Here is a 22,212-nt window from a genome sequence, read left to right on the forward strand (position 1 = left end):
CGAAAGGCACGCGATGCGCAGCGAACTGTTCGCCCCGGACCACATGGAGCGCCAGACCCAGGACCAGTGGGCCCTCCAGTCCTCCAAGATGCTCCGCGTCAACATGACCCAGGACATCATCGCGACCAAGGGCGCCATGGTCGCCTATCAGGGGGAGATGTCCTTCAGCCACGAGGGCTCCGGCTCGGTGGCCAAGTTCCTCAAGAAGGCCATGACCAGCGAGGGCGGGGCCATGATGCGGGTCTCCGGCCGCGGCGAGGTGTTCTTCGCCCGCCAGGCCCGCAACATCTTCCTGGTGCAGCTCGAGGGCGAGTCCATCACGGTCGACTCGGACTCCCTGCTGGCCTTCGACAGCTCCCTGTCGTGGGACATCAGGCGCATCCAGGGGGCGGGCTTCATGGCCGGCGGCCTGTTCAACCTCGAGCTCAGCGGGCACGGCTTCATCGCGGTGTGCTGCGACGGCGAGCCGATGGTCCTCGACGCCTCGACGCAGCCGACCTTCGTGGATCCCCAGGCAGCGGTGTGCTGGTCCACCAACCTCTCGCCGAGCATCAAGAACGACTTCAACTTCTCGGGCATGTTCCGGGGCGGCTCGGGCGAGGCCTTCCAGCTGGCCTTCCACGGCCCGGGCTTCGTCGTGGTCCAGCCCTCCGAGGGCGTCCCGGTCATCACGACGAGCAGCTGAGCACTCCCGCGGCGGCGGCCCGGGCCCAGCCCGGGCGGCGACGACGGCCGCCCTCCGCCCCGAGCGGGAGGAGGGCGGCCGTCGTCGCGCGGTGCGCGCCCGGGGATCAGCGCGCGGCCGAGCCCTCGTTGTAGTCGGAGTCGCTGTCCGACCAGACGAAGAGCTTGCGCAGCTCGCGGCCGACCGACTCGATCTCGTGGCCCTGGCCCTTCTCGCGCAGCTGCTGGAACTCCTTCGCGCCGTTGTCCTGGTCCTCGATGAACCGCCGGGCGAAGGTGCCGTCCTGGATGTCGGAGAGCACGGCCTTCATGTTCTCCTTCACGGACGGGTCGATCACGCGCGGGCCCGAGACGTAGTCGCCGTACTCGGCGGTGTCGGAGATGGACCAGCGCTGCTTGGAGATGCCGCCCTCGACCATGAGGTCGACGATCAGCTTCAGCTCGTGCAGGACCTCGAAGTACGCGATCTCGGGCTGGTAGCCGGCCTCGGTCAGGGTCTCGAAGCCGTACTGGACCAGCTGGGACATGCCGCCGCAGAGCACGGCCTGCTCGCCGAACAGGTCGGACTCCGTCTCCTCCGTGAACGTCGTCTTGATGACGCCCGCCCGCGCACCGCCGATGGCCTTCGCATAGGACAGCGCCAGGTCCTGGGCCGCGCCCGAGGCATCCACCTCGACGGCGACCAGGCACGGGACGCCGCGGCCGGCCTCGAACTCGCGGCGCACGGTGTGGCCCGGGCCCTTGGGGGCGACCATGGCCACGTCGACGCCCTGCGGGGCCTCGATGTAGTCGAAGCGGATGTTGAAGCCGTGGGCGAAGAGGATCGCGTCGCCGTCACCGAGGTGCGGCTGGATCGACTCGGCGTAGACCGTGCGCTGCACCTGGTCCGGGGTCAGGATCATGATGACGTCGGCCTCCGCGGCCGCCTCGGCCACCGTCAGGACCTTCAGGCCCTCGGCCTCGGCCTTGGCGCGGGACGTCGAGCCCTCGGCCAGGCCGATGCGGACGTCGACCCCCGAGTCGCGCAGGTTCAGCGCGTGGGCGTGGCCCTGGGAGCCGTAGCCGATGACGGCCACCTTGCGGCCCTGGATGATCGAGAGGTCCGCGTCGTCCTCGTAGAAGATCTCTGCTGCCATGGTTGTTCGCATCTCCTTGGTGGGTGTCCCGCAGGGTGGGTGCGGGCGGTTCGGGGCCGCGTCTGCGGCGGGCCGAGGGCCCCGCGGGCCGGCGAGCGGCTCGCGGCGGCCGTCAGTGGCGCAGCGCGCGGTCGGTGATGGACTTCGATCCGCGCCCGAGCGCCAGCGTACCGGCGCGGGCGATTTCGCGGATGCCGAAGGGCTGGAGGACCTCGAGCAGCGCGTCGAGCTTGTTCGACGAGCCCGTGGCCTCGATGACGACCGAGTCCGGGGACACGTCGATGATCGAGGCGCGGAAGAGATCGGCGGCCTGGGTGACCTGCAGCCGCGTGGCGGCGTCGGCCCGGACCTTGATCATGACGTGCTCGCGGGAGACCGAGGCCTCGGGGACCAGCTCCACGATCTTGATGACGTTCACGAGCTTGTTGAGCTGCTTGGTCACCTGCTCGAGGGCGTGGGCATCGGCGTCGACGACGACCGTGATGCGCGAGAGCCCCTCCTGGTCCGTGCCGCCCACGGCGAGCTGGTCGATGTTGAACGCGCGGCGGGCGAACAGGGCCGAGACGCGGGTCAGCACGCCCGGCTTGTCCTCGACGAGGACCGAGAGGGTGTGGCGGGAGGTCTCAGGCATCGTCCTCGTTCCAATCCGGGGTCATGTTCTGGGCGATCTGGATGAGGTCGTTCGGCACGCCCGAGGGCACCATGGGCCAGACCATGGCATCGGCGGAGACCACGAAGTCGATCACGACGGGGCGGTCGTCCACCTCCATGGCCGCGCGGATGGTGTCCTCGACGTCCTCCGCCCGGGCGCAGCGGAAGACCGCGCAGCCGTAGGCCTCCCCGAGCTTCAGGAAGTCGGGGACCCGCCGCGACTCGTGGCCCGTGTTCAGGCTCGTGTTCGAGTAGCGCCCGTCGTAGAACAGGGTCTGCCACTGCCGCACCATCCCCAGCGACGAGTTGTTGATGACCGCGACCTTGATGTTGATGTCGTTGAGCGTGCACGTGGCCAGCTCCTGATTGGTCATCTGGAAGCAGCCGTCGCCGTCGATGGCCCAGACCGTGCGCTGCGGCTCGGCGACCTTGGCGCCCATGGCCGCCGGCACGGCGAAGCCCATGGTGCCCAGGCCGGCGGAGTTCAGCCACTGGCGCGGGCGGTCGTGGCGGATGAACTGCGAGGACCACATCTGGTGCTGGCCCACGCCGGCGGCGTAGACCGCCTCGGGGCCGCTGATCTCGGAGATCTTCTGGATCACGTACTGCGGGGACAGCAGGCCGTCGTCGGTCTGCGTCCAGCCCAGCGGGTACGTCTCGCGCACGCCGTCGAGCAGGGTCCACCAGTCGGAGAGGTCCGGCAGGCTCTCGACGTCGAGGCGCAGCGCCTCCGTCAGGTCCGGGATCACCGTGGCCAGATCGCCCACGATCGGGACGTCGGCGGCGCGGTTCTTGGAGATCTCCGCGGGGTCGACGTCGGCGTGGATCACCCGGGCGTTCGGCGCGAAGGACTCGAGCACCCCTGTGACGCGGTCGTCGAAGCGCGCGCCCAGCGTGATGAGCAGGTCCGCCTGCTGCATCGCGTAGACCGCGGGGACCGTGCCGTGCATGCCGGGCATGCCGAGGTTCTGGCGGTGGGAGTCGGGGAACACGCCGCGGGCGGTGAGCGTGGTGACCACCGGTGCGCCCGTGAGCTCGGCCAGCTCGGCGAGCTGCTGCGCGGCCTCGGCCTTGATCGTGCCGCCGCCGGCGTAGATGACCGGTCGGGTCGACTCGCGGATCAGGCGGGCGGCCTCGCGGATCTGCTTGGCGTGCCCGCGGGCGATCGGGCGATAGCCGGCCAGATCGAGGGCCGGCGGCCAGGAGAACGTGGTCTCGCCGACCTGCGCGTCCTTGGCGATGTCGACCAGAACGGGCCCGGGGCGCCCGGTCGAGGCGAGGTGGAAGGCCTCGGCCAGCACGCGCGGGACATCGTCCGCATCGGTGACCAGGTACGAGTGCTTGGTCACCGGCATGGTCATGCCGACGATGTCCGCCTCCTGGAAGGCGTCCGAGCCGATCAGGTTCGACGACACCTGGCCGGTGATCGCGACCATGGGGATCGAGTCCATGTTGGCGTCGGCCAGGGCCGTGACGAGGTTGGTCGCTCCGGGGCCGGAGGTCGCGATGCACACGCCCACGCGGCCCGAGGCCATCGCATACCCCTCGGCGGCGTGGCCGGCGCCCTGCTCGTGGCGCACGAGGACGTGGTTGATGCCGTCGGCGTCCATGAGGGGGTCGTAGGTGGGCAGGATGGCCCCGCCCGGCAGGCCGAACACGTCCGTGACGCCCAGGGCCTCCAGCGACTTGATGACAGCCCCCGACCCGGTGGTCTGCACCGGCCCGATGACCTCGTTGGGCCCCATGACCCGCGGCATGACGACACCCGAGTCGGAGGCCGCCCTCTGATGCCCGGCGCCCGTGCGCCGGCCGGCCATCAGCGCGGGGCTGATGTCTGATCCACTGCTCATGTCATCGTCCTTCGTGCCGTTTCCTCGGCGATGCGGTCCTCGGCCCAGCGGCCGTTCCTGGACATTCTCTCCCGGATCTGCGAGCCGACGCACCGCGCGGGCGCCTCCCGGGATCGTCGGGCACGCAGGGCCGCGGTGCGAGGTGGTGCACCGTCCGGCCTCCGCGCCGACGGACCATCGGGCCCGCCGTGCATCGACGACCGCCCCGGGTGACGGGGCGCGGCCGCCGGTGCTGCCCGGATGAGCGGAAGGGCCCCGGTCGTCCTGGTGCGGACGAGCGCCGGGGCCCTGCTGCTCTCGCGGAACCTGCAGCGCGTCTCAGACCCGGCGTCCGACCAGGACGATCGGTCCGGTCGGCAGGGCCGGGACGGGGCGCGCTGTGATCCACTGCATGCTCCACATCGTCCGGGCACCGGCGCGGGCGTGTCAATCGGCGGGCTCCCCGTCCCGCATCGTGAGACAGAGCACGTCGAGGCCCTCGAATGGACAAGTCGCAGGAATCCGAGTACATTGCTTCTTCGTCGTCGCGACGCAGACCACCTGCGCGGACGCCGCGCCACCGCCGTCGAGCGGGCATCGGTGCGGGCCGTCGGAAGCCCTGTGGTAGTGTCCTACGGCGCAGTTCGACGGAGGACGTCCGCACGACGCCTCCCGCGAGCACACCTCCCGCGCCTCTAGCTCAATTGGCAGAGCAGCTGACTCTTAATCAGCGGGTTCTCGGTTCGAGTCCGAGGGGGCGCACAGCGCAGCGAAGGGCCCGCATCCATGATGGATGCGGGCCCTTCGCTTTCTGCTGTGCCGCGTCCTGGCACCGCGCATGGGCCCGGGAACGGGGCGCAGCCGGGTTCCGCAGCGGCAGGGACGACGCCCGCCCGGGCTCAGCTGCCGCGCTCGGCGTCCCCGGCGGAGGACGGCGCCTCGCCCGGGCCCTCGGCGGCCTGGATGCTCGCCGTGTCGTCGGCGCCGGCGGACCCGACCTCGTGGACGGCGCCCTGCTCGTCGACATCGAGCTTCCAGCGGGAGGCGCCGAGGGTCGAGATGATGTGCGCGAGGCTGCGGCGCAGCTGCTCGTCGGCCAGGGCGCCGTCGTGGATCAGGCCCTCCTCCAGGCGGGCGGCCTCGTCGAGCATGTTCTCGCCGGCCTCGGTGATGGAGACCAGATGGCTGCGCCGGTCCTGCAGGTTCGGGCTGCGGCTGATGTGCCCGTGGGCCTCGAGCCGGTGCAGGGTCTTGCCCATGGTCTGCGCCTGGACGCGGACCTCCTGGGCCAGCCGCGCCTGGCTCAGCGTCCCGTGCTCGCGCAGGACGTCCAGCGCCATGCGCCCGGCATGGGTCACCCCCAGAGCAGCCAGCCGCTCGTTCCACGAGTGCTCGACGAGGCGAGCTGCCGTGGACAGGAGACGGTTGGTCGACCACTCGGCGTTCTGGGACATAGGCCGATTGTAACCATGACGGGGGAAGGACCCCCGACACGTGCGGCAGGGGCCGGGCCCCCGAGGGCACGCGCGACTCCGGCGGCCCGTCTGGGACCATGGGGTCCTCGGCGGGCGCCGCAGCACGCCGACGGCACCCGATGCGGTGCGGACCGGCAGCACTTCCGACGGAGAGGATCCGGATCATGAGCGCACGGCTGATCGAGGGCGAGCAGGCCCCCGACTTCACGCTGCAGGACTCCCAGGGGAAGGAGGTCTCGCTCAGCGACCTGCGCGGCACGCGCACGATCGTCTACTTCTACCCGAAGGCCGCGACCCCCGGCTGCACGACCCAGGCCTGCGACTTCCAGGACCGGATGGAGGCCTTCCGCGCCGACGGCTTCGAGATCCTGGGCATCTCCCCCGATGTCCCGGCCGCCCTCGAGCGGTTCGCGCAGAAGGAGTCGCTCGGCTTCCCGCTGCTGTCGGATCCCGATCACGCCGTCGCCGAGCGCTGGGGGGCATGGGGCGAGAAGAAGAACTACGGGAGGGTCTACGAGGGCCTGATCCGCTCGACGGTCGTGGTGGATGCGCAGGGACGGGTCGAGCTGGCGCAGTACAACGTCCGCGCCAAGGGCCACGTCGCGAAGCTGCGCAGGGATCTCGGCCTCGACGCCTGAGACCGGGACCCGAGACCCGCTTCGCCCAGCCCCTGCCCGGCGGACGGCCAGGGCACGACGCTATGATCGGGCGGCTCCCGTCCACGGGTGCGCGCGAGTGGTGGAACTGGCAGACACGCAGGATTTAGGTTCCTGTGCTCCGGCGTGCGGGTTCGAGTCCCGTCTCGCGCACTGCGGCACCGTCCCCCTGCGGCCGTCGTCGCAGCGGCCCGCCCCCGAACCGACCGCCCCAGGAGGAACCGTGGCAGCTTCGCCGTCCCGCCGCGGCTTCCTGCTCGGCGCATCCGCCGTCGTGCTGGCCGGATGCTCCCGGGGGGAGCCGTCCCGCGGCGCCCAGCCCGGCTCGGCGCAGGCCCCGGCGGCCCGCTACGTCTTCGCGAATGCGGCGACCGCGCCGTCGCTGGATCCCGCCCTGACGGACAACGTCGAGACCAACCGCGTGGCCCGGCAGGTGCTCGACGGACTCGTGGCCCCCGACTCCCTGACCGGCGAGCCGGTCCCGGCCCTCGCGGAGAGCTGGAAGGCCTCCGCCGACGGGCTGACCCTGGACTTCGCCCTGCGCCGCGACGTCGTCTTCCACGACGGGGAGCGGCTCACCGCCGAGACCGTGCGGCGCAACTTCGAGCGCTGGGCCGCGGCCTCCGTGCGCGACACCGCCTCCGGGCGGCACAGCCTCTTCGACGCGATCTTCCGCCGCGGCACCGAGCAGGGCAGCCTCTACGACGGCTGCCGGGCGCTCGACGAGCACACCTTCCGGCTGCTGCTGACCCGCAGGTACCCGGCGCTGGTCACCAGCCTGACGCACCCGGCCTTCGGGATCGCCTCGCTGCGCTCGATCGAGGAGGACACCGTCGGCACCGCCCCGGCCGGGACGGGGGCGTTCCGGATCGTGCGCGGGATCGCCTCGGGGGCCGGTCAGCGCGCCGACGAGCCCATCGAGCTCGAGGCGTTCCCCGAGCACTGGAACGGCGTCGGCGACATCGGGGAGCTCGAGTTCATCGCCGTCCCGGATGCGCGGATGCGGTACTCGGCCCTCGAGACGGGCCGGGTGGACGCCTACGACCTGGTGGGGCTGCCCGACTTCGCCGCATTGGCCCGCGAGGGGGTCCAGGTCCTGCAGCGCGACCCCTACGCGGTGTCCTACCTGGGCATGCACAACACCTCGCCGTGGCTGCGGAAGCTCGAGATCCGCGATGCAGTGATGTCCTCCGTGGACCGTCAGGCCCTCGTGCGCGACCACTACCCGGAGGGCACCAGCGTGGCCGCGGACTTCCTGCCCGCGCGCTTCGACATCCCCGACCCCGACGCCGGCTACCCCGGCTACAACCCCCAGCGCGCGCGGAAGATCCTGGAGGACACGGGCTACGACGGCACCGCCCTGCGCTTCGCCTACCCCACCGGCGCATCCCGGTCGTGGGCCCTCGAGCCAGAGCGCCTGTACGCGGACATCTCGGCCCAGCTCGTGCGCTCCGGCTTCGAGATCGAGCCCGTGCCGATCCCCTGGAGCACGTACTCCGAGACCCTGCGCGTGCGCTCCGCCGATCACGATCTCTTCCTCAACGGGCTCAGCGGCGGGCTGCGCGATCAGGACTTCTTCACCGCCGTGCTCTTCTCCGCGACCACGCCGGAGCTCGCGCTGGAGGCTCCGAGCCTGCACGAGGCCGTCGAGAAGGCGGCCCAGGAGCCGGACGGCGAGACGCGGCAGGAGCTCTACTCGGACGTCAGCACCCGCGTGACCCAGCATCGCGCGGCCCTGCCCCTGGCGTTCCCGATCACCGCGGTGGCCGTGAACCGACGCACGAGCTCCTTCCCCCTGAGCTCGACGGGCTTCGAGCCGTTCCGCGAGGTCGAGCTCGCCGAGGGCTGAGGCGCCGTCGGCGGCCCTGCCCTGGCGCCCCGGGCGCCGACCGCCTGTGCCCCGCCCGCACACGGCTTCGGGGCGCGACGGAGTAGCCTGGAGGAGACCATGCGCGCGGAGGCCCCGGATCGGACGGCTGCTCCGCGCCCCAGAGACGGAGGCCTGACAAGTGACCCAGACCATGGAAACCACCGACGTCGTGCTCGTGGGCGGCGGCATCATGTCCGCCACGCTCGGGGCCATGCTCACCGAGCTCGAGCCCGGATGGGACATCACGCTGCTGGAGCGGCTCGACCACGTGGGCAAGGAGAGCTCGTCCGTGTGGAACAACGCGGGCACCGGCCACTCGGCGCTGTGCGAGCTCAACTACGCGCCCCGCGCGGCCGACGGCACCGTGGACCCCACCAAGGCCCTGAAGATCAACGAGCAGTTCCAGGTGTCCCGGCAGTTCTGGGCGGGCATGGTCACCGAGGGCAAGCTCGGCGACCCCAGCGCCTTCATCAACCCGGTCCCCCACATCTCGATGGTCTTCAACCAGGATCACGTCGAGTACCTGCGCGCCCGGCAGCAGGCGTTCTCCCAGCACAAGCTGTTCGAGCGCCTGGAGTACTCCGAGGACCGCGACCAGCTCGCGCAGTGGGCGCCGCTGACCCAGGAGGGCCGCAGCGAGGGCCCGGTCGCCGCGTCCTTCGCCCCCGAGGGCACGGACGTCGACTTCGGCGAGCTGACCCGCCAGCTGACCCGCCACATGGAGGCCAACGGCGCGCAGATCCGCACGGGGATCCAGGTGAAGGGCCTCGACCAGCAGCCGGACGGCACCTGGATCGTGCGCACCGAGAACCGCCTGAACACCGAGGACAGCCGCGAGATCCGCGCCAAGTTCGTCTTCGTGGGCGCCGGCGGCGGCGCGCTGCCGCTGCTGCAGAAGTCCGGCATCCCCGAGATCAAGGGCTTCGGCGGCTTCCCCGTCTCCGGCCTGTGGCTGCGCAACGGCAACCCGGAGACCGCCGAGCGGCACAATGCCAAGGTCTACGGGCAGGCGGCCGTCGGCGCGCCCCCGATGTCGGTGCCCCACCTCGACACGCGCTGGGAGGACGGCCGCAGGTCCCTGCTGTTCGGCCCCTACGGCGGCTTCAAGCCGAACTTCCTGAAGCAGGGCTCGCTGCTGGACCTGCCGAAGTCCGTGCGCGCGCACAACGTCTACCCGATGGCCCGTGCAGGCCTGGCCAATCTGGACCTGGTCAAGTACCTGATCTCCGAGCTGGCCAAGGACAAGAACCAGCGCATGGACGCGCTGCGCGAGTTCTACCCGGAGGCCGACGCGGACGAGTGGGAGCTGGTGCACGCCGGCCAGCGCGTCCAGGTCATGCGCAAGGACAAGATGAAGGGCGGCGTGCTCCAGTTCGGCACCGAGCTGATCACGGCCGGCGACGGATCGATCGCCGGCCTGCTGGGCGCCTCGCCGGGAGCATCGACCGCCGTGCCGATCATGCTCGATCTGCTCGAGCGCTGCTTCCCTCGCCACGCGTCGAGGTGGCAGTCCCGCCTGACGGAGCTGATCCCCAGCCTCGGGCAGCGGCTCGACGACAACCCGGCGCTGGCCGACGAGGTCATGGGCCGCACCGGCAAGGTGCTCGGCATCGGCTGAGCCCGCCCGCTCCCCGCCGAGACGACGGCCTCCCCCCCCCCTGCGCCGGGGGGGGCGCCGCCCCGCCCCGCCCGGGGCGCCCCCCCCCCCCGCCGGCGGGGGGGGGGGCCCGCCGTCGTCGCCGGCGCGGCGCCGTCCCCAGACGGGCCCGCCGGCCTCGAGGCCGGCCGTGGGCGACGCCGCCGGGGCCGGGAGCGAGCTCGGGACGACCCGCACGAGAAGACTCATGCAATCGACTTGGATGTCCTAGAGTGTGACCCGTGCCCATCTCTGAACCCGCCCACGACCCCATCGAGACCTCCACCACCGCCTGGGAAGCCCTGTACCGAGCTCAGGTCACCGTCATGCGCCGCCTGCAGCGACAGGAGGAGTTCGCGGATCTGTCCATGCGCGAATACGACGTCCTGTTCAACCTCGCGCGCGCCGACGACCGCGGCATCCGCCTCAACGAGCTCAACGAGTACGTGCTCCTCACGCAGTCCAGCCTCTCGCGCATGCTCGAGCGGCTCGAGGCCAAGGGCCTCGTCCACCGCTGGCAGGACCCCCAGGACCTGCGCGGCCTCCGCATCCGCCTCACCGAGGACGGCCAGGACCTGCAGCAGCGCATCGCGGAGCACTTCGACCGCCATGTGCACGAGCTCATGGCCACCGGACTCGACCCCGAGGAGCTGCGCATCCTGACGCGGCTCTCCGACCGCCTGCGCCACAGCCTCAGCGACTGACCGACCCGGATCCCGGTGCGGGCCCCGCCCCGGGACACGTCCTGCGGCCCCCGTCGAGGCGATCCCTGCCCGGATCGCCTCCCCGGGGGGCGCCCCTATCCCGCCCCGCGCCCACCCCCCGCCCCCGCCCCGCCCAAGGGGGGGCCGCGCATATCCGGCGCAGGCACCGCCGCGGTGCGACGCCCGGCCCAGTCCTCAGTACACTGTGGACGTGCTCGGCGCGCGCCGGCCGGCGCCGTCCGAGCACCACAGGCCCCTCGACCCTCAGCAAGGAGCACCACGTGGCGAAGAACAACCTTCGCGAGACCCTCGAGCGAGCCGAGGCCCCCTCGGCCGAGAACAGCTCGAAGCCGGACTCGCCGGCCAAGATGAAGTGGGGGTACGTCCTCAAGCGGGCCTTCTCCGAGTTCTCGCAGGACGGCTGCACCGACCTCGCGGCAGCCATGACCTACTTCTCGGTGTCCGCGGTCTTCCCGGGCCTGCTGGCCGTCGTCTCCCTGCTGGGCGTCTTCGGACAGGGCGAGCAGACCACCCAGGCGATCACCGGGTTCCTCGAGGGACGCGTCCCCCCGGAGCTCAACGAGCTGCTCTCGGGGCCGATCAACAACCTCACGAGCTCGACCGGCGGCGGCATCATCGCGCTGCTCATCGGTGTGGCCACCGGTCTGTGGACCGCCTCCGGCTACGTGGGCGCTCTCTCCCGCTCGATGAACCGCATCTACGAGGTCGAGGAGGGCCGCGGCTTCGTCAAGCTCAAGGGCACGATGCTCCTCGTGACCCTGGTCGTCGTGGTCACCGTCGTGCTCATCTCCCTGATGATCCTGCTCTCCGGCGGCATCGCCGAGACGGTCGGCAATGCGATCGGCCTGGGCTCGACCGCGGTCACGGTGTGGAACATCGCCAAGTGGCCGGTCATCCTCGTCCTGCTGATGCTGATGATGGCCGTCCTGTACTACGCGGCCCCGAACGTCAAGCAGCCGAAGTTCCGCTGGGTGTCCCCGGGCGCGATCTTCGCGATCCTGGGCGCCATCCTGGCGGCCGGCGCGTTCTCCATCTACGCCACCCAGTTCGCCACCCAGACGGCCACCTACGGCGTCATCGGCGGCGTCATCCTGGGTCTGCTCGGCGTGTGGATCATCAACAACGTGATCCTGCTGGGCGCCGAGATCGACGCCGAGGTCGAGCGCACCCGCGAGCTGCAGGCCGGTCTGCCCGCCGAGGACATGCTCCAGCTGCCCCCGCGCGACGTCGGCACGATCGTCAGCCGCATGGAGAAGGAGGAGAAGCTCATGGACCAGGGCCGCCAGATGCGCCTGGACTCCTCCTCCGGCCTGGACTACTCGGAGGCCGGCAAGGACTCCGAGGAGGGCACCGCCGAGGTCGCGAACTTCGACGACGACGCCAAGGAGATGCTCGAGCAGCATCGCCGTCGCGACGTGTGAGCGCTGCCGCGAGCGCCGCGCAGCGCTCCCCCGGCGACGTCGCCGCCGTTCGATAGAGTGGCAGGAGGCGCCGCGGCCCAGGTGCCGCGGCGCCTCCGTCGTATCCGCACCCCGTCCCCAGACACGCACGAGGAGCACTCCGCCATGCATGAAGTCCAGGCCGTCGTCGTGAAGGCCAAGAACGAAGCCCCCGTCGTGGAGACCATCCGGGTCCCGGATCCCGGCCCCGGAGAGGCGCTGGTGGACATCCTCACGTGCGGCGTCTGCCAGACAGACATGCACTACCAGGTCGGCGGCGTCTCCGACGACTTCCCGTTCCTGCTCGGCCACGAGGCCACCGGGCGCGTGGCCGCCGTGGGCGAGGACGTCACCGACATCGCCGTGGGCGACGAGGTCGTGCTCAACTGGCGCGCCGTGTGCGGCCAGTGCCGCGCCTGCCACCGCGGCGAGCCCTGGTACTGCTTCGACACCCTCAACGCGACCCAGAAGATGACGCTGCAGGACGGGACGCCCCTCGAGCCGGCCCTGGGCATCGGCGCCTTCGCCGAGAAGACCCTCGTGGCCGCCGGGCAGTGCACCCGCATCCCGGGCGGGTCCCTGGAGCCGCACCAGCGCGCCGGCGTCGGCCTCCTGGGCTGCGGCGTCACCGCCGGCCTGGGCGCCGTGCTCAACACCGGGGCCGTCCGGCGCGGCGAGTCCGTGGCCGTGTTCGGCTGCGGCGGCGTGGGCACCGCGGCGATCGCCGGCGCGCAGCTCGGCGGCGCCACGCGGATCATCGCCGTCGACATCGACGACGAGAAGCTGCGCACCGCCGAATCCTTCGGCGCGACGCACACGATCAACTCGAAGGAGAAGGACCCGGTCGAGGCCGTCCGCGAGCTGACCGGCGGCTTCGGCGCCGATCTGGTGATCGACGCCGTCGGCATCGCCCCCACGTTCCGCCAGGCCTTCGACGCCCGCGACCTCGCCGGTCGCATGGTCCTCGTGGGAGTGCCGGACCCGGGCACGACCGCCGAGCTCCCGCTCGACGAGGTCTTCAGCCACGGCGGATCGATCAAGTCCGCCTGGTACGGCGACACCCTGCCGGAGCGCGACTTCCCCATGTTCGTGGACCAGTACCGCCTCGGCCGCCTGGACCTCGACGGCTTCGTGACCGAGCGCATCACCATGGACGACATCCAGCCCGCATTCGACAAGATGAAGGCGGGGCGCGTCCTGCGCTCCGTCGTGGAGGTGGCCGAATGAGCACCGCACCCGAGACCATCGCCCTGTCCGCAGACGGCTCCGTGCGCGTCGAGCGGATCGTGACCAGCGGGACCTTCTCCCTCGACGGCGGCACGTGGGAGGTCGACAACAACGTCTGGATCGTCGGCGACGACCAGCGCTGCCTCGTGATCGACCCCGCCCACTCCCCCGAGGCGGTCCGCGACGCGGTCGCCGGCCGCGAGGTCGAGGCGGTCGTGCTGACCCACGGCCACGACGATCACGTCGGCGTCGCGCCCCAGGTGGCCGAGCAGCTCGGGTCGCAGACCTGGCTGCACCCGGCCGATCGCGTCCTGTGGGATGCCACGCACCCGCAGACCCCGCCGGATCGCGAGATCGAGGACGGCACACAGTTCTCGATCGGCCCCGTGACGCTCACCGCGCTGCACACCCCCGGCCATGCGCCGGGATCGGTGTGCCTGCACGGCCCGGATCTGGGGACGCTCGGCGAGGACGGCATCGTCACCCAGCCCCTGAGCGGGGTCGTCTTCTCCGGCGACACCCTGTTCCAGGGCGGCCCCGGAGCCACGGGACGCTCGTACTCGGACTTCCCCGCGATCGTGGAGTCCATCCGGGAGCGCCTCCTGAGCCTGCCCGAGTCCACCGCGGTGCTCACCGGGCACGGCGATCTCACCACGATCGGCGACGAGGCGCCGCACGTCCAGGAGTGGCTCGACCGCGGTCACTGAGCCGCGCCCGACGCCTCCGCAGGAGCAGCTGAGCACGGGGCCGTCGCACGCCGGAGAGATCCGGATGCGGCGGCCCTGCCCCTGTCCGGGTCGGGAGGGGCCGCGGCGCTCAGCGCGGTTCGGAGAGCAGCTCCTGGACGGACTCGGTGCCGGGGATCGGTCGCTCCGAGGTGTCGAGCGGAACGCGGCTGCGGCGCTCCATGAACAGGAACGCGGTGGCCAGCAGCGCAGCCGCGGCCAGGACCGGCATCAGCACGGCGGTCTCGTAGCCGGCCTGATCGCCGATGATCCCGGCCAGCGCGACACCCAGGCCCATGCCGAGCTGGATCAGGACGCTCGTGGCGGCCGTGAGACGGCCGACCTCGCTGCGCGGGGTGATCAGCGGGACCGTCGAGAACACGGCCACGAGCGTGGGCCCGATCGCGGCCCCCATGATCGCCAGCGTCACGACCATGCCCGAGGGGCGCGCCGGCAGGGACATCATGAGGGTCGCGATCATCGTCAGCGCCCCGAAGATGATCCAGAGGTTCCACGGCCGCCGAGGGCGCGCCCCGGCGGCCAGGACCGCGGCGATGCCCGCCAGGAGACCGAGCGCGGCGAACTGCGCGCCGATCGTCTCGATGGCCTCGACCGAGGCCGTGAAGTAGACCAGGCACATCTGGATGGACCCCAGCATCAGCCCGATGCAGCCGCCGCCGATGACGGGAAGCAGGCGCATGCGCCGCTGGGTGCGCAGCCGACGCCGCATCGCGCGGTTCAGCACGGGCGCGGCGGCGACGGATCCGGGATCCGCGGCGGCCGGGGTCAGGAAGTCGGCCGTGGGATGCAGCAGCAGCGCCGTCGTGCAGAGCACGAGCAGGCCGGCGGCGGCCATGATGCCCAGCAGCGGTCCGAGGGTCACCGCCAGCACGCCCACGATCAGCGCCCCCAGCACGAGCGCGATCGCATCCATGACGGCGTCGTGGCGCATGCTCGGCAGGACCAGGTCGATCCTGCGGTGCTTCTCGAGGATCGTGCTCCACCGCATCCGGGTGGCGTTCCCCAGCTGCGGCGCCGACAGCCCCGCCAGGAGGCACAGCAGCCACGGCCACGGCTGCTCCGGGGCCGTGCGCGCCTGCTCCGCGAAGCGGACCACGAGCCAGCAGATGACCGCCACATGCGCCACGGTGTGCAGCAGCAGCACCCACTGCCGCCGCCGGATGCTGCCGTCGCGCAGCAGGGCCAGCACGGACACCGCCTGGCCCAGGTGCACGGACCCCGCGCAGATCGCGCCCCACATCTCGTGGCCGGACACGGCCGTCACGTACGTCAGCACGGTGAGCGGGAGGATGACCGACGGCAGGCGCACGATGAGCGTGAGGACCAGGTACCAGCGCGAGACGACCTCGTGCAGCCGGGGGTAGTCCCCCGCAAGGAGGGTGCGCAGCCGGCCGCGGCGGGGGGCTGCGGACTCGGGCGCGGGATCCGCCGCGCGCAGATCGGACTCCTCCGGCGCCGGCGGCGCGCCCGAGGGCGGGGCCGGGCTCGAGGACGCGGGGTCCTGGCCGGGGCCGGGTCTGCCCGTCTCGGTCATCGCGCTCCTCGCAGTCTGGCGGCCGTCCGCTGCGCCCCGGTCCCGGCGCGCTCGGCGACCACCCTAACCCCGGTCGGGCGCGGAGGCCCCGGCTCCTAGGATGGAAGCCATGACCGATTCCCCCGCCCCGGACCTGCTCCCCGCCGATCACGGACCCGCCGGGGACCTCCCCGGCCTCGCCGAGCGCGTGCGCGCGACCATGCTGGGCGGGGCACTGGCCGATGCCCTGGCGCTGTCCGCGCGGGCGGACGGCGCGGATGGCGAAGGCGGCGCGGGGGCCGCCCGCGACGCGGCAGCGGCCGGGCCCGATGCCGCGACCGCAGCGGGCGAGGACCGTCCGCTGCGGATCGGCGCCGACACCCAGCTGTCGCTCTACACGATGGACGGCCTGCTCGAGGCGATCGAATGGGCCGCCGCCGGCGAGGCCGCCGATGAGACCGCCTGCCAGTGGCTGGCCCAGCTGCGGTGGCTGCGCACCCAGGACGTCGAGTGGCCGGAGCAGGCGCCCTCGCCCCTGCCGCGATGGATCGACGACCGCGCGGTGCTCCACGCCGACCGCGGCCATCAGGGACAGACCCTGGAAGCGCTGCGCACGGGGATGATGGGCGAGGTCGAGCGGCCCGTCCTGCCCGAGGCGGACGACCGCACGGTCGCCGTCCGCTCGATCCCCTACGGCCTGCTGCCCGTGGGGTGGCGCTCGATCGCCCCCCTGACGATCGATGCCGCAGCCATCACCCACGGGGACGCCGAGGCCCAGACCGCCTCGACGGCGCTGGCCCTCACGCTGCAGGCCGCCGCGGCGGCCGGCTGCCGGGGCGAGCCGCAGCCGGTGCGCGCCGCCGCCGAGGCCGCGCTGTCGGTGCTCGACCGTCTCACCCGGCCATCGCAGCGCACCGCGCAGCTGCTGCGCGAGGCCGTGGACGACGAGGCTCCGGAGCACGCAGCCGGGCAGGACGACGGCTCGGCCCCCGCAGCCGTGGCTCGGGGGGTCCGCGCGGCGCTCCACGCCGAGGAGCGCGGCGTCGACCCCGAGGAGCAGTGGGAGTCCGCCGTGACCGCGGCCCTGGGCGGCGACGCCGGACGCGAGCGGACCTGTGCGCCCGTGGCAGGGTCTCTCACCGCAGCCGCCCTGGGCGCGGCCGCCCTGCCGGAGGCGCGGCTCGCGCGGCTCGACGCCCGCGAGGTGATCGAGGAGGCCGCCCGCCGATGGGTCGAGGGCCTGGGCATCACCGGCTGATCAGCGCCGCAGCAGGGCGCGCAGCCGCGTGTCGATCCACTCGTCGGCGCGGGCCACCGCCTGGTTGACCTGGGCGGTGTCGAGATCCTGGACCAGGGTGTAGGCCACCGACTGCATGGGCGTGATCCGGGCGTGCAGCCGGGCGCGGTGCATGGTCTCCGAGGGCAGGAGGCGGTCCAGGCGGGCCCACCCGTAGGACAGCGCCAGCGTCGCGACGTCCTGGGCCGGGTCGCCGAGGCAGGCGTGGTCCCAGTCGATGACGCCGGCCAGCCGCTCCCCGTCCCAGATCATGTTGTGGCTCATCAGATCGGAGTGCACGAGGTGCGGCGGCACGACGTCGAGCTCGGCCAGGTCGCGGATCGCGCGGCGGGCCAGATCGCGGTTGCGCGGCAGCAGCCGCGGCACGACGTCGTCGAGCATGATGCGGCGGCGCCGGTGCCCGCCCCAGTGCTCTCCCGGCCGGTCCAGGAAGCCGTCGAACGAGTCCGTGTCCGTGCCCCAGAGCTGCTCGAGCAGCGACACGAGCTCCGCGCCCTCGGCGCTGCCCCACCGATGCGCGCCGCGCACCCACGACAGGGCCACGGCCGCGTGGCCGCGCCGGCTGTGGACCCGGGTGAGCGGACGCGGCGTGGCGAACGAGTACTCGGGCAGGCGCCGCAGGACCTCCGTGCGGCGGGACAGGCTGCGGCGGGCCGAGGGGTTCTTGGCGATGCGCACGCACAGCCGCCCGTCGACGTCGACGACGACATGCGCCGACCCGCTGGTGATCATCCTCCAGGTGCTCGGATCGGAGCGCTCCCCCAGCTCGTCCAGGGCCGCGTCGACGACGTCGGCGAACGGGAGCATGCGCTTCATGCCGAGAGCGACCATGTCAGGACACCTCGCTCCGTCCCGTCCCGTCATCGCCGGGCCCGGGGGACAGCAGGCGCACCAGATGCGGCGCGAGGGCGGCCATGGCCCGGCCCCGGTGGCTGATCCGGTTCTTGTGCTCCGGCTCGAGCTGGGCGCACGTGAGCTCGAGCCCCTCCGGGCGCAGCACGGGGTCGTAGCCGAAGCCGTGCTCGCCCGCAGGCTCCCGCAGCACGGTGCCGCGCAGCCGGCCGAGCTCGACCCGCTCCTCTCCCCGGGGGGTCACGAGGGCGGCCGCGCAGACGAAGCCCGCCCCGCGGTGCTCGTCGTCGATGTCGGCGAGCTGGGCCAGCAGCAGATCCAGGTTGGCGCGGTCGTCGCCGTGCCTGCCGGACCAGCGCGCCGAGAAGATGCCCGGGGCGCCGTGCAGCACGTCGACGGCGAGCCCGGAGTCGTCGGCCACCGCGGGCAGGCCCGAGGCCTCGGCCGCGGCGCGGGCCTTGAGCAGGGCGTTCTCCTCGAAGGTCGTCCCGGTCTCGCGGACGTCCGGAAGCCCCAGGCTGCCCGCGTCCACCACGGCGGCCTCGACGTCCAGGTCCGGAAGGCGCTGGGCGAGCATGGCCCGCAGCTCGGCCAGCTTCCCGGCATTGCGGGTGGCCAGCACCAGCCGGGCGCCCTCCGGGATCCGCACCGGCGCTGCGCTGGGCTCAGGCATCGCTGCTCTCCGCGAGGGTGCGCTCCTGGATCCGGGCCAGCTCGGCGCAGCCCGCCACTGCGAGGTCCAGGAGCCCGTTGAGCTCGTCGCGGTCGAACGGGACGCCCTCGGCGGTGCCCTGGACCTCGACGAAGCTGCCGGAGCCCGTCACGACGACGTTCATGTCGGTCTCGGCGCGGACGTCCTCGACGTACGGCAGGTCCAGCATGGGCGTGCCGTCGATGATGCCCACCGACACGGCCGAGACCGAGTCGGTGAGGGGATCGCCGGTCACGAGGCCCTCGCGCCGGGCCCAGGCCATCGCCTCGCTGAGCGCGACGTAGGCGCCGGTGATGGCCGCGGTGCGCGTGCCGCCGTCGGCCTGCAGGACGTCGCAGTCCAGCACGACCGTGTTCTCCCCCAGGGCCTTGAGGTCGATGACCGCGCGCAGGGAGCGTCCGATCAGCCGGGAGATCTCGTGGGTGCGGCCGCCGATCCGGCCCTTGACGGACTCGCGCTGCGAGCGCGTGCCGGTGGCCCGGGGCAGCATGGCGTACTCGGCCGTGACCCAGCCGCGGCCCTCGCCGCGCAGCCAGCGGGGCACGCCCTCCGTCACGGAGGCGGTGCACAGCACGCGGGTCTGGCCGAACTCGATCAGCGCGGACCCTTCGGCCTGGGCCGACCAGCCGCGGGTGATGGTGATGGGCCGGAGGTCGTCGACCGCTCGGCCGTCCTTGCGGATCGCTGCGGCGGAGGGGGATGCGGACGGGGCGTCGGCCTGGGGAGTCATGGCCGTCAGCCTAGCCGTGACGCGGCGGGATGGGCCACCGCCGATCGGCGCGCTCAGGCGCGGTCGGCGGGGTCTGCGGAGGCTCCCTGGTTCGGATCGACCACGCGCATGGCCCGGGTCACCGGCCCGGCGCCGGCCGCGCCGGAGACGGGCCGGCCGGCGGTGCGGGCGCGGTCCGAGACGATGCGGTACGACGTCGCGGGCTGAGCCAGCGAGATCGGCCCGGTGAAGGCCCGGGATGCCTCGGCGACCGCCCGCGAGGGCGAGTTCCAGACCGGCAGGTGCGTCAGCATGAGCTCATCGGCCTGCGCGGCCGCGGCCGTCTCGCCGGCGCGCAGGCCCGTGAGGTGGATCCCTCGGAACTCGTCGCGCTCCTCGTGGTAGGCGGCCTCGCACAGGAACAGGTCGGCTCCCCGCGCGGCCTCGGTCAGGCCGTCGCAGGCGTCGCTGTCCCCGGAGTACGTGAGCACCGAGGTGCCGTGGCGGCCGTCGTACTCGACGCGCAGCGCGAAGGGGTCCTCGACCGGGTGCTCGACGCGGTGCGGCGTGATCCGGAACGGCCCGATCTCCACGGCGACCCCCTCCTGCCACTCGCCCACGGTGAACTCCGCATCGATCGGGGCCTCCGCGTCCAGCACGTGGCCGGCGCGCAGGTAGTCCTCCATGTGCGGCGGGCCCCAGACCGGGACCGGACCGCCGCTCCAGCCGCGGGGATCCCACTTCACCGCGACGTGCAGCCCGGCCAGGTCGACGCAGTGATCCGGGTGCAGGTGGCTGATCAGCACCGCGTCGATGTCGTTCAGGTCGATGTGCCGCTGCAGCGCGCCCAGGGAGCCGTTGCCGAGGTCCATGAGCAGCCGCCAGTCCCGGCCGTCGTGGTCGGTCCCGGTGAGCAGGTAGCAGGAGGCGGGCGAATCGGGGCCGGCGAAGGAGCCGGTGCAGCCGATGACGGTCAGGATCATGGGGCGGTGCCTTCGGCGTCGGAGGCGGGAGCGGACACGGGCAGGGAGGCGGTGGCGTCGGACGCGCGGTCCGGGGCGATCGCGGACAGCGAGCCGGTCGGGAACTGCTCGGCGACGGAGCCCACATGGCGCACCGCGGTGACCTCGGGGCCCAGGAAGCGGCGCGCGAGCACCTGGAAGGGCTCGGGGTCCCCGGTGGCCAGGAACTCGTGGGGCACCTGCGGCGGCTGGACGCGGGCCAGGTCGTGGCGCACGAGCGCCCGGTACACGTCCTTGGCCGTCTCCTCGGCGGAGGAGACGAGCGTCACGGACTCCCCCATCACGTAGGAGATCACGCCGGTGAGCAGCGGGTAGTGCGTGCACCCCAGCACGAGGGTGTCCACGCCCGTGTCCTGCAGCGGACGCAGGTACTCCTGCGCGGTCTCGAGGACCTCGGGACCGGTCGTGACGCCGGCCTCCACGAACGGCACGAAGCGCGGGCAGGCCACCGACCGGACGTCGAGCTGCGGGGCCGCGGCGAACGTGTCCTCGTAGGCCCGGGAGCCGACGGTCGCCTGGGTCGCGATCACGCCGATGCGGCCGTTGCGGGTCGAGGAGACCGCCCGGCGCACCGCCGGCTGGATGACCTCGACCACCGGGATGCCGTAGGCGCGGGTGTAGCGCTCGCGGGCATCGCGCAGCACGGCGGCCGAGGCGGTGTTGCACGCGATGACCAGGACCTTGACCCCGGAGTCCACGAGCTCGTCCATGATCCGCAGCGCGTGGGCCCGGACCTCGGCGATCGGCAGCGGACCGTACGGCCCGTTCCGGGTGTCGCCGACGTACACGATGCGCTCATCCGGCAGCTGGTCGATGATCGCCCGGGCGACGGTCAGTCCGCCGACCCCGGAGTCGAAGACTCCGATGGGAGCATCGGGTGACGGGCCCGTGACGGGCCCGCCGCTGTCCTCTGTGATCCCCGGGTTCTCGTGCATAAGTCCCACAGGGTAGACCCGGCCGGCGCGAGCCTCGGAACTCAGCGGCTCCGAGGTCGCGCAGATCACTTCACACGCTGACTCATGAGCGCTGCGGATCGGGGCCGTCCGAGCCCGCGGGGTCCTCCGGGAGGTCGAGCAGCATGGCCTCGATCAGCGAGTTCTGCACCCACGAGACGAACGAGTACACGACGGCCATGTAGGTCTCGGTGTCCTTCACGCGCCCGCCCGCGGCCTTCTCCACGCGGCGCGCCTCCTCCTCCGAATCGATGCCCAGACGGGTCGAGAGCACCAGGCGGACGTCGTTGAGCGCCCGCGAGACGTCCACCGCGGCCGACGGGCTCAGGCGGACCGGGTCGGACTCGAAGGCCAGCGCGGCGGCGCGCAGCGACGCGACCTTCTGCTCGCGCAGGGAGCGGTCGGTGAAGCGGCGGAACTCGCGGGCCCGCTCCTCGTCCGCGCTGGCGTCGGGCAGCAGCCGCCGCACGGCGGGATCGCTCGGCGCCTCGACCTGGTCATCGGCGCCCAGCAGCACCTCGAGCGGGTCGGCATCCGCCGAAGCGCTCGCAGCGCCGTCCGCCGGGAGCTCGAGCATCCCGATGATGTCCTGGAAGAGCCGGCCCAGCAGTCCGCGCTCGTCGGCGGAGAGGCGGGCGGTGAGCCCGTCGGGCCCGGAGCGGAATCCGCGGGCCATCAGCGCCCGCCTCCCGCGGCGTCGCCGCCGTCTCCTCCGGCGCGCTCGTAGGTCGCCATGAGGCCGTAGCCGTGCAGCGCGGCCACGTGGCGCTCCGCCTCCTCGAGCGTGCCCTCGGCGACGATGGCCCGGCCCTGCTCGTGCACCTCGAGCATCAGCGCGTGGGCCTTGGCCGTGCTGAAGCCGAAGTGGGTGCGGAAGACCCAGGTCACCCAGGACATGAGGTTGACGGGGTCGTCCCAGACCACGACGTGCCAGGGGATCTCCAGGGAGGTGCGCTGCTCGGTCGCGACGTCCGCGCGCTCGTCCAGATCGGGACCGAGCGCGGCGGGACCCATGGTCGCGGCCGCGCGCAGGTGCGGGCCGGTTCTCGTGTGCAGGCGCATGATGGGCTCCATCGTAGG

At 72.6% G+C, this 22,212-nt stretch carries 21 protein-coding genes and 2 tRNA genes; 11 read left to right on the plus strand and 12 right to left on the minus strand.

Going from position 1 to position 22,212, the window contains the following annotated elements:
- Window positions 1-13 precede the first annotated feature (13 nt).
- On the plus strand, window positions 14-685 hold the full coding sequence (locus tag FSY66_RS05350) for an AIM24 family protein (RefSeq protein ID WP_144791951.1): 672 nt from the start codon (window positions 14-16) through the stop codon (window positions 683-685).
- Window positions 686-791: 106 nt separating this feature from the next.
- Here FSY66_RS05350 and ilvC read toward each other — a convergent pair whose 3' ends face one another.
- From ilvC to FSY66_RS05365, 3 genes are all read right to left on the minus strand, one after another.
- Window positions 792-1,820 carry a ketol-acid reductoisomerase gene (ilvC, locus tag FSY66_RS05355; protein ID WP_144791953.1) on the minus strand — a complete coding sequence of 343 codons (1,029 nt, stop codon included), beginning with the start codon at window positions 1,818-1,820 and terminating at the stop codon, window positions 792-794.
- 112 nt (window positions 1,821-1,932) lie between these two features.
- Complete coding sequence (gene ilvN, locus FSY66_RS05360) at window positions 1,933-2,451, minus strand: acetolactate synthase small subunit (RefSeq protein ID WP_144791954.1); 519 nt, start codon at window positions 2,449-2,451, stop codon at window positions 1,933-1,935.
- Complete coding sequence (locus FSY66_RS05365; RefSeq protein ID WP_144791956.1) at window positions 2,444-4,321, minus strand: acetolactate synthase large subunit; 1,878 nt, start codon at window positions 4,319-4,321, stop codon at window positions 2,444-2,446. The genes ilvN and FSY66_RS05365 overlap by 8 nt, the downstream gene beginning before the upstream one ends.
- A gap of 668 nt (window positions 4,322-4,989) precedes the next feature.
- Here FSY66_RS05365 and FSY66_RS05370 point away from each other — a divergent pair.
- Window positions 4,990-5,062 (plus strand) — tRNA-Lys (locus tag FSY66_RS05370).
- Window positions 5,063-5,199: 137 nt separating this feature from the next.
- On the opposite strand, the gene FSY66_RS05375 is transcribed toward FSY66_RS05370, so the two are convergent.
- The gene (locus FSY66_RS05375) at window positions 5,200-5,754 is read right to left on the minus strand and encodes a MarR family winged helix-turn-helix transcriptional regulator (protein WP_144791958.1); all 555 of its coding nucleotides are present in this window, start codon (window positions 5,752-5,754) and stop codon (window positions 5,200-5,202) included.
- Window positions 5,755-5,939: 185 nt separating this feature from the next.
- Between FSY66_RS05375 and bcp the strand changes: the two genes are divergently transcribed.
- The 8 genes from bcp to FSY66_RS05415 all read left to right on the plus strand — a co-directional run bounded on the left by bcp (window position 5,940) and on the right by FSY66_RS05415 (window position 14,035).
- Complete coding sequence (gene bcp, locus FSY66_RS05380; protein ID WP_144791960.1) at window positions 5,940-6,413, plus strand: thioredoxin-dependent thiol peroxidase; 474 nt, start codon at window positions 5,940-5,942, stop codon at window positions 6,411-6,413.
- Between the two features lie 91 nt (window positions 6,414-6,504).
- Window positions 6,505-6,584: transfer RNA gene (locus FSY66_RS05385), tRNA-Leu, on the plus strand.
- Between the two features lie 70 nt (window positions 6,585-6,654).
- Window positions 6,655-8,280 carry an ABC transporter substrate-binding protein gene (locus FSY66_RS05390; protein ID WP_144791962.1) on the plus strand — a complete coding sequence of 542 codons (1,626 nt, stop codon included), beginning with the start codon at window positions 6,655-6,657 and terminating at the stop codon, window positions 8,278-8,280.
- A 160-nt stretch (window positions 8,281-8,440) separates the two neighbouring features.
- Window positions 8,441-9,919 carry a malate:quinone oxidoreductase gene (locus FSY66_RS05395; protein ID WP_396350877.1) on the plus strand — a complete coding sequence of 493 codons (1,479 nt, stop codon included), beginning with the start codon at window positions 8,441-8,443 and terminating at the stop codon, window positions 9,917-9,919.
- A gap of 260 nt (window positions 9,920-10,179) precedes the next feature.
- Window positions 10,180-10,641 (plus strand): MarR family winged helix-turn-helix transcriptional regulator, encoded by a 462-nt coding sequence (locus FSY66_RS05400; protein WP_260853480.1) that lies wholly within the window; start codon window positions 10,180-10,182, stop codon window positions 10,639-10,641.
- Window positions 10,642-10,922: 281 nt separating this feature from the next.
- Window positions 10,923-12,083, plus strand: coding sequence for a YihY/virulence factor BrkB family protein (locus tag FSY66_RS05405; RefSeq protein ID WP_144791964.1), 1,161 nt, complete (start codon window positions 10,923-10,925; stop codon window positions 12,081-12,083).
- 144 nt (window positions 12,084-12,227) lie between these two features.
- Window positions 12,228-13,328, plus strand: coding sequence for an S-(hydroxymethyl)mycothiol dehydrogenase (locus tag FSY66_RS05410; RefSeq protein ID WP_144791966.1), 1,101 nt, complete (start codon window positions 12,228-12,230; stop codon window positions 13,326-13,328).
- The gene (locus FSY66_RS05415) at window positions 13,325-14,035 is read left to right on the plus strand and encodes an MBL fold metallo-hydrolase (RefSeq protein ID WP_144791968.1); all 711 of its coding nucleotides are present in this window, start codon (window positions 13,325-13,327) and stop codon (window positions 14,033-14,035) included. Before FSY66_RS05410 ends, FSY66_RS05415 begins: the two co-directional genes overlap by 4 nt.
- A gap of 109 nt (window positions 14,036-14,144) precedes the next feature.
- Here FSY66_RS05415 and FSY66_RS05420 read toward each other — a convergent pair whose 3' ends face one another.
- The gene (locus FSY66_RS05420) at window positions 14,145-15,608 is read right to left on the minus strand and encodes an MFS transporter (protein WP_144791970.1); all 1,464 of its coding nucleotides are present in this window, start codon (window positions 15,606-15,608) and stop codon (window positions 14,145-14,147) included.
- Window positions 15,609-15,717: 109 nt separating this feature from the next.
- Here FSY66_RS05420 and FSY66_RS05425 point away from each other — a divergent pair, with 109 nt between their 5' ends.
- Window positions 15,718-16,845 (plus strand): ADP-ribosylglycohydrolase family protein, encoded by a 1,128-nt coding sequence (locus tag FSY66_RS05425; RefSeq protein WP_144791972.1) that lies wholly within the window; start codon window positions 15,718-15,720, stop codon window positions 16,843-16,845.
- Here the strand turns inward: FSY66_RS05425 and FSY66_RS05430 are convergent, their stop codons facing one another.
- The 7 genes from FSY66_RS05430 to clpS form a co-directional block, all read right to left on the minus strand.
- Window positions 16,846-17,715, minus strand: coding sequence for a phosphotransferase family protein (locus FSY66_RS05430; protein ID WP_144791974.1), 870 nt, complete (start codon window positions 17,713-17,715; stop codon window positions 16,846-16,848).
- A gap of 1 nt (window position 17,716) precedes the next feature.
- The gene (gene rdgB / locus FSY66_RS05435) at window positions 17,717-18,409 is read right to left on the minus strand and encodes an RdgB/HAM1 family non-canonical purine NTP pyrophosphatase (protein ID WP_144791976.1); all 693 of its coding nucleotides are present in this window, start codon (window positions 18,407-18,409) and stop codon (window positions 17,717-17,719) included.
- Entirely contained in the window at window positions 18,402-19,178 is a 777-nt protein-coding gene (rph, locus tag FSY66_RS05440; RefSeq protein ID WP_144791978.1) for a ribonuclease PH, read from the minus strand. Before rph ends, rdgB begins: the two co-directional genes overlap by 8 nt.
- 53 nt (window positions 19,179-19,231) lie before the next feature.
- On the minus strand, window positions 19,232-20,140 hold the full coding sequence (locus FSY66_RS05445; protein ID WP_144791980.1) for an MBL fold metallo-hydrolase: 909 nt from the start codon (window positions 20,138-20,140) through the stop codon (window positions 19,232-19,234).
- Window positions 20,137-21,114 (minus strand): glutamate racemase, encoded by a 978-nt coding sequence (murI, locus tag FSY66_RS05450; protein WP_144791982.1) that lies wholly within the window; start codon window positions 21,112-21,114, stop codon window positions 20,137-20,139. The genes FSY66_RS05445 and murI overlap by 4 nt, the downstream gene beginning before the upstream one ends.
- Before the next feature lie 82 nt (window positions 21,115-21,196).
- A complete protein-coding gene (locus FSY66_RS05455) occupies window positions 21,197-21,808 on the minus strand; it encodes a DUF2017 family protein (protein WP_144791984.1) in 612 nt (203 codons plus the stop codon).
- Window positions 21,808-22,194 carry an ATP-dependent Clp protease adapter ClpS gene (gene clpS, locus FSY66_RS05460; RefSeq protein ID WP_260853482.1) on the minus strand — a complete coding sequence of 129 codons (387 nt, stop codon included), beginning with the start codon at window positions 22,192-22,194 and terminating at the stop codon, window positions 21,808-21,810. Before clpS ends, FSY66_RS05455 begins: the two co-directional genes overlap by 1 nt.
- Between the last annotated feature and the right edge of the window lie 18 nt (window positions 22,195-22,212).

Origin of the sequence: Kocuria palustris, assembly GCF_007666205.1 — a bacterium.
Lineage (GTDB): Bacteria > Actinomycetota > Actinomycetes > Actinomycetales > Micrococcaceae > Kocuria > Kocuria palustris_A.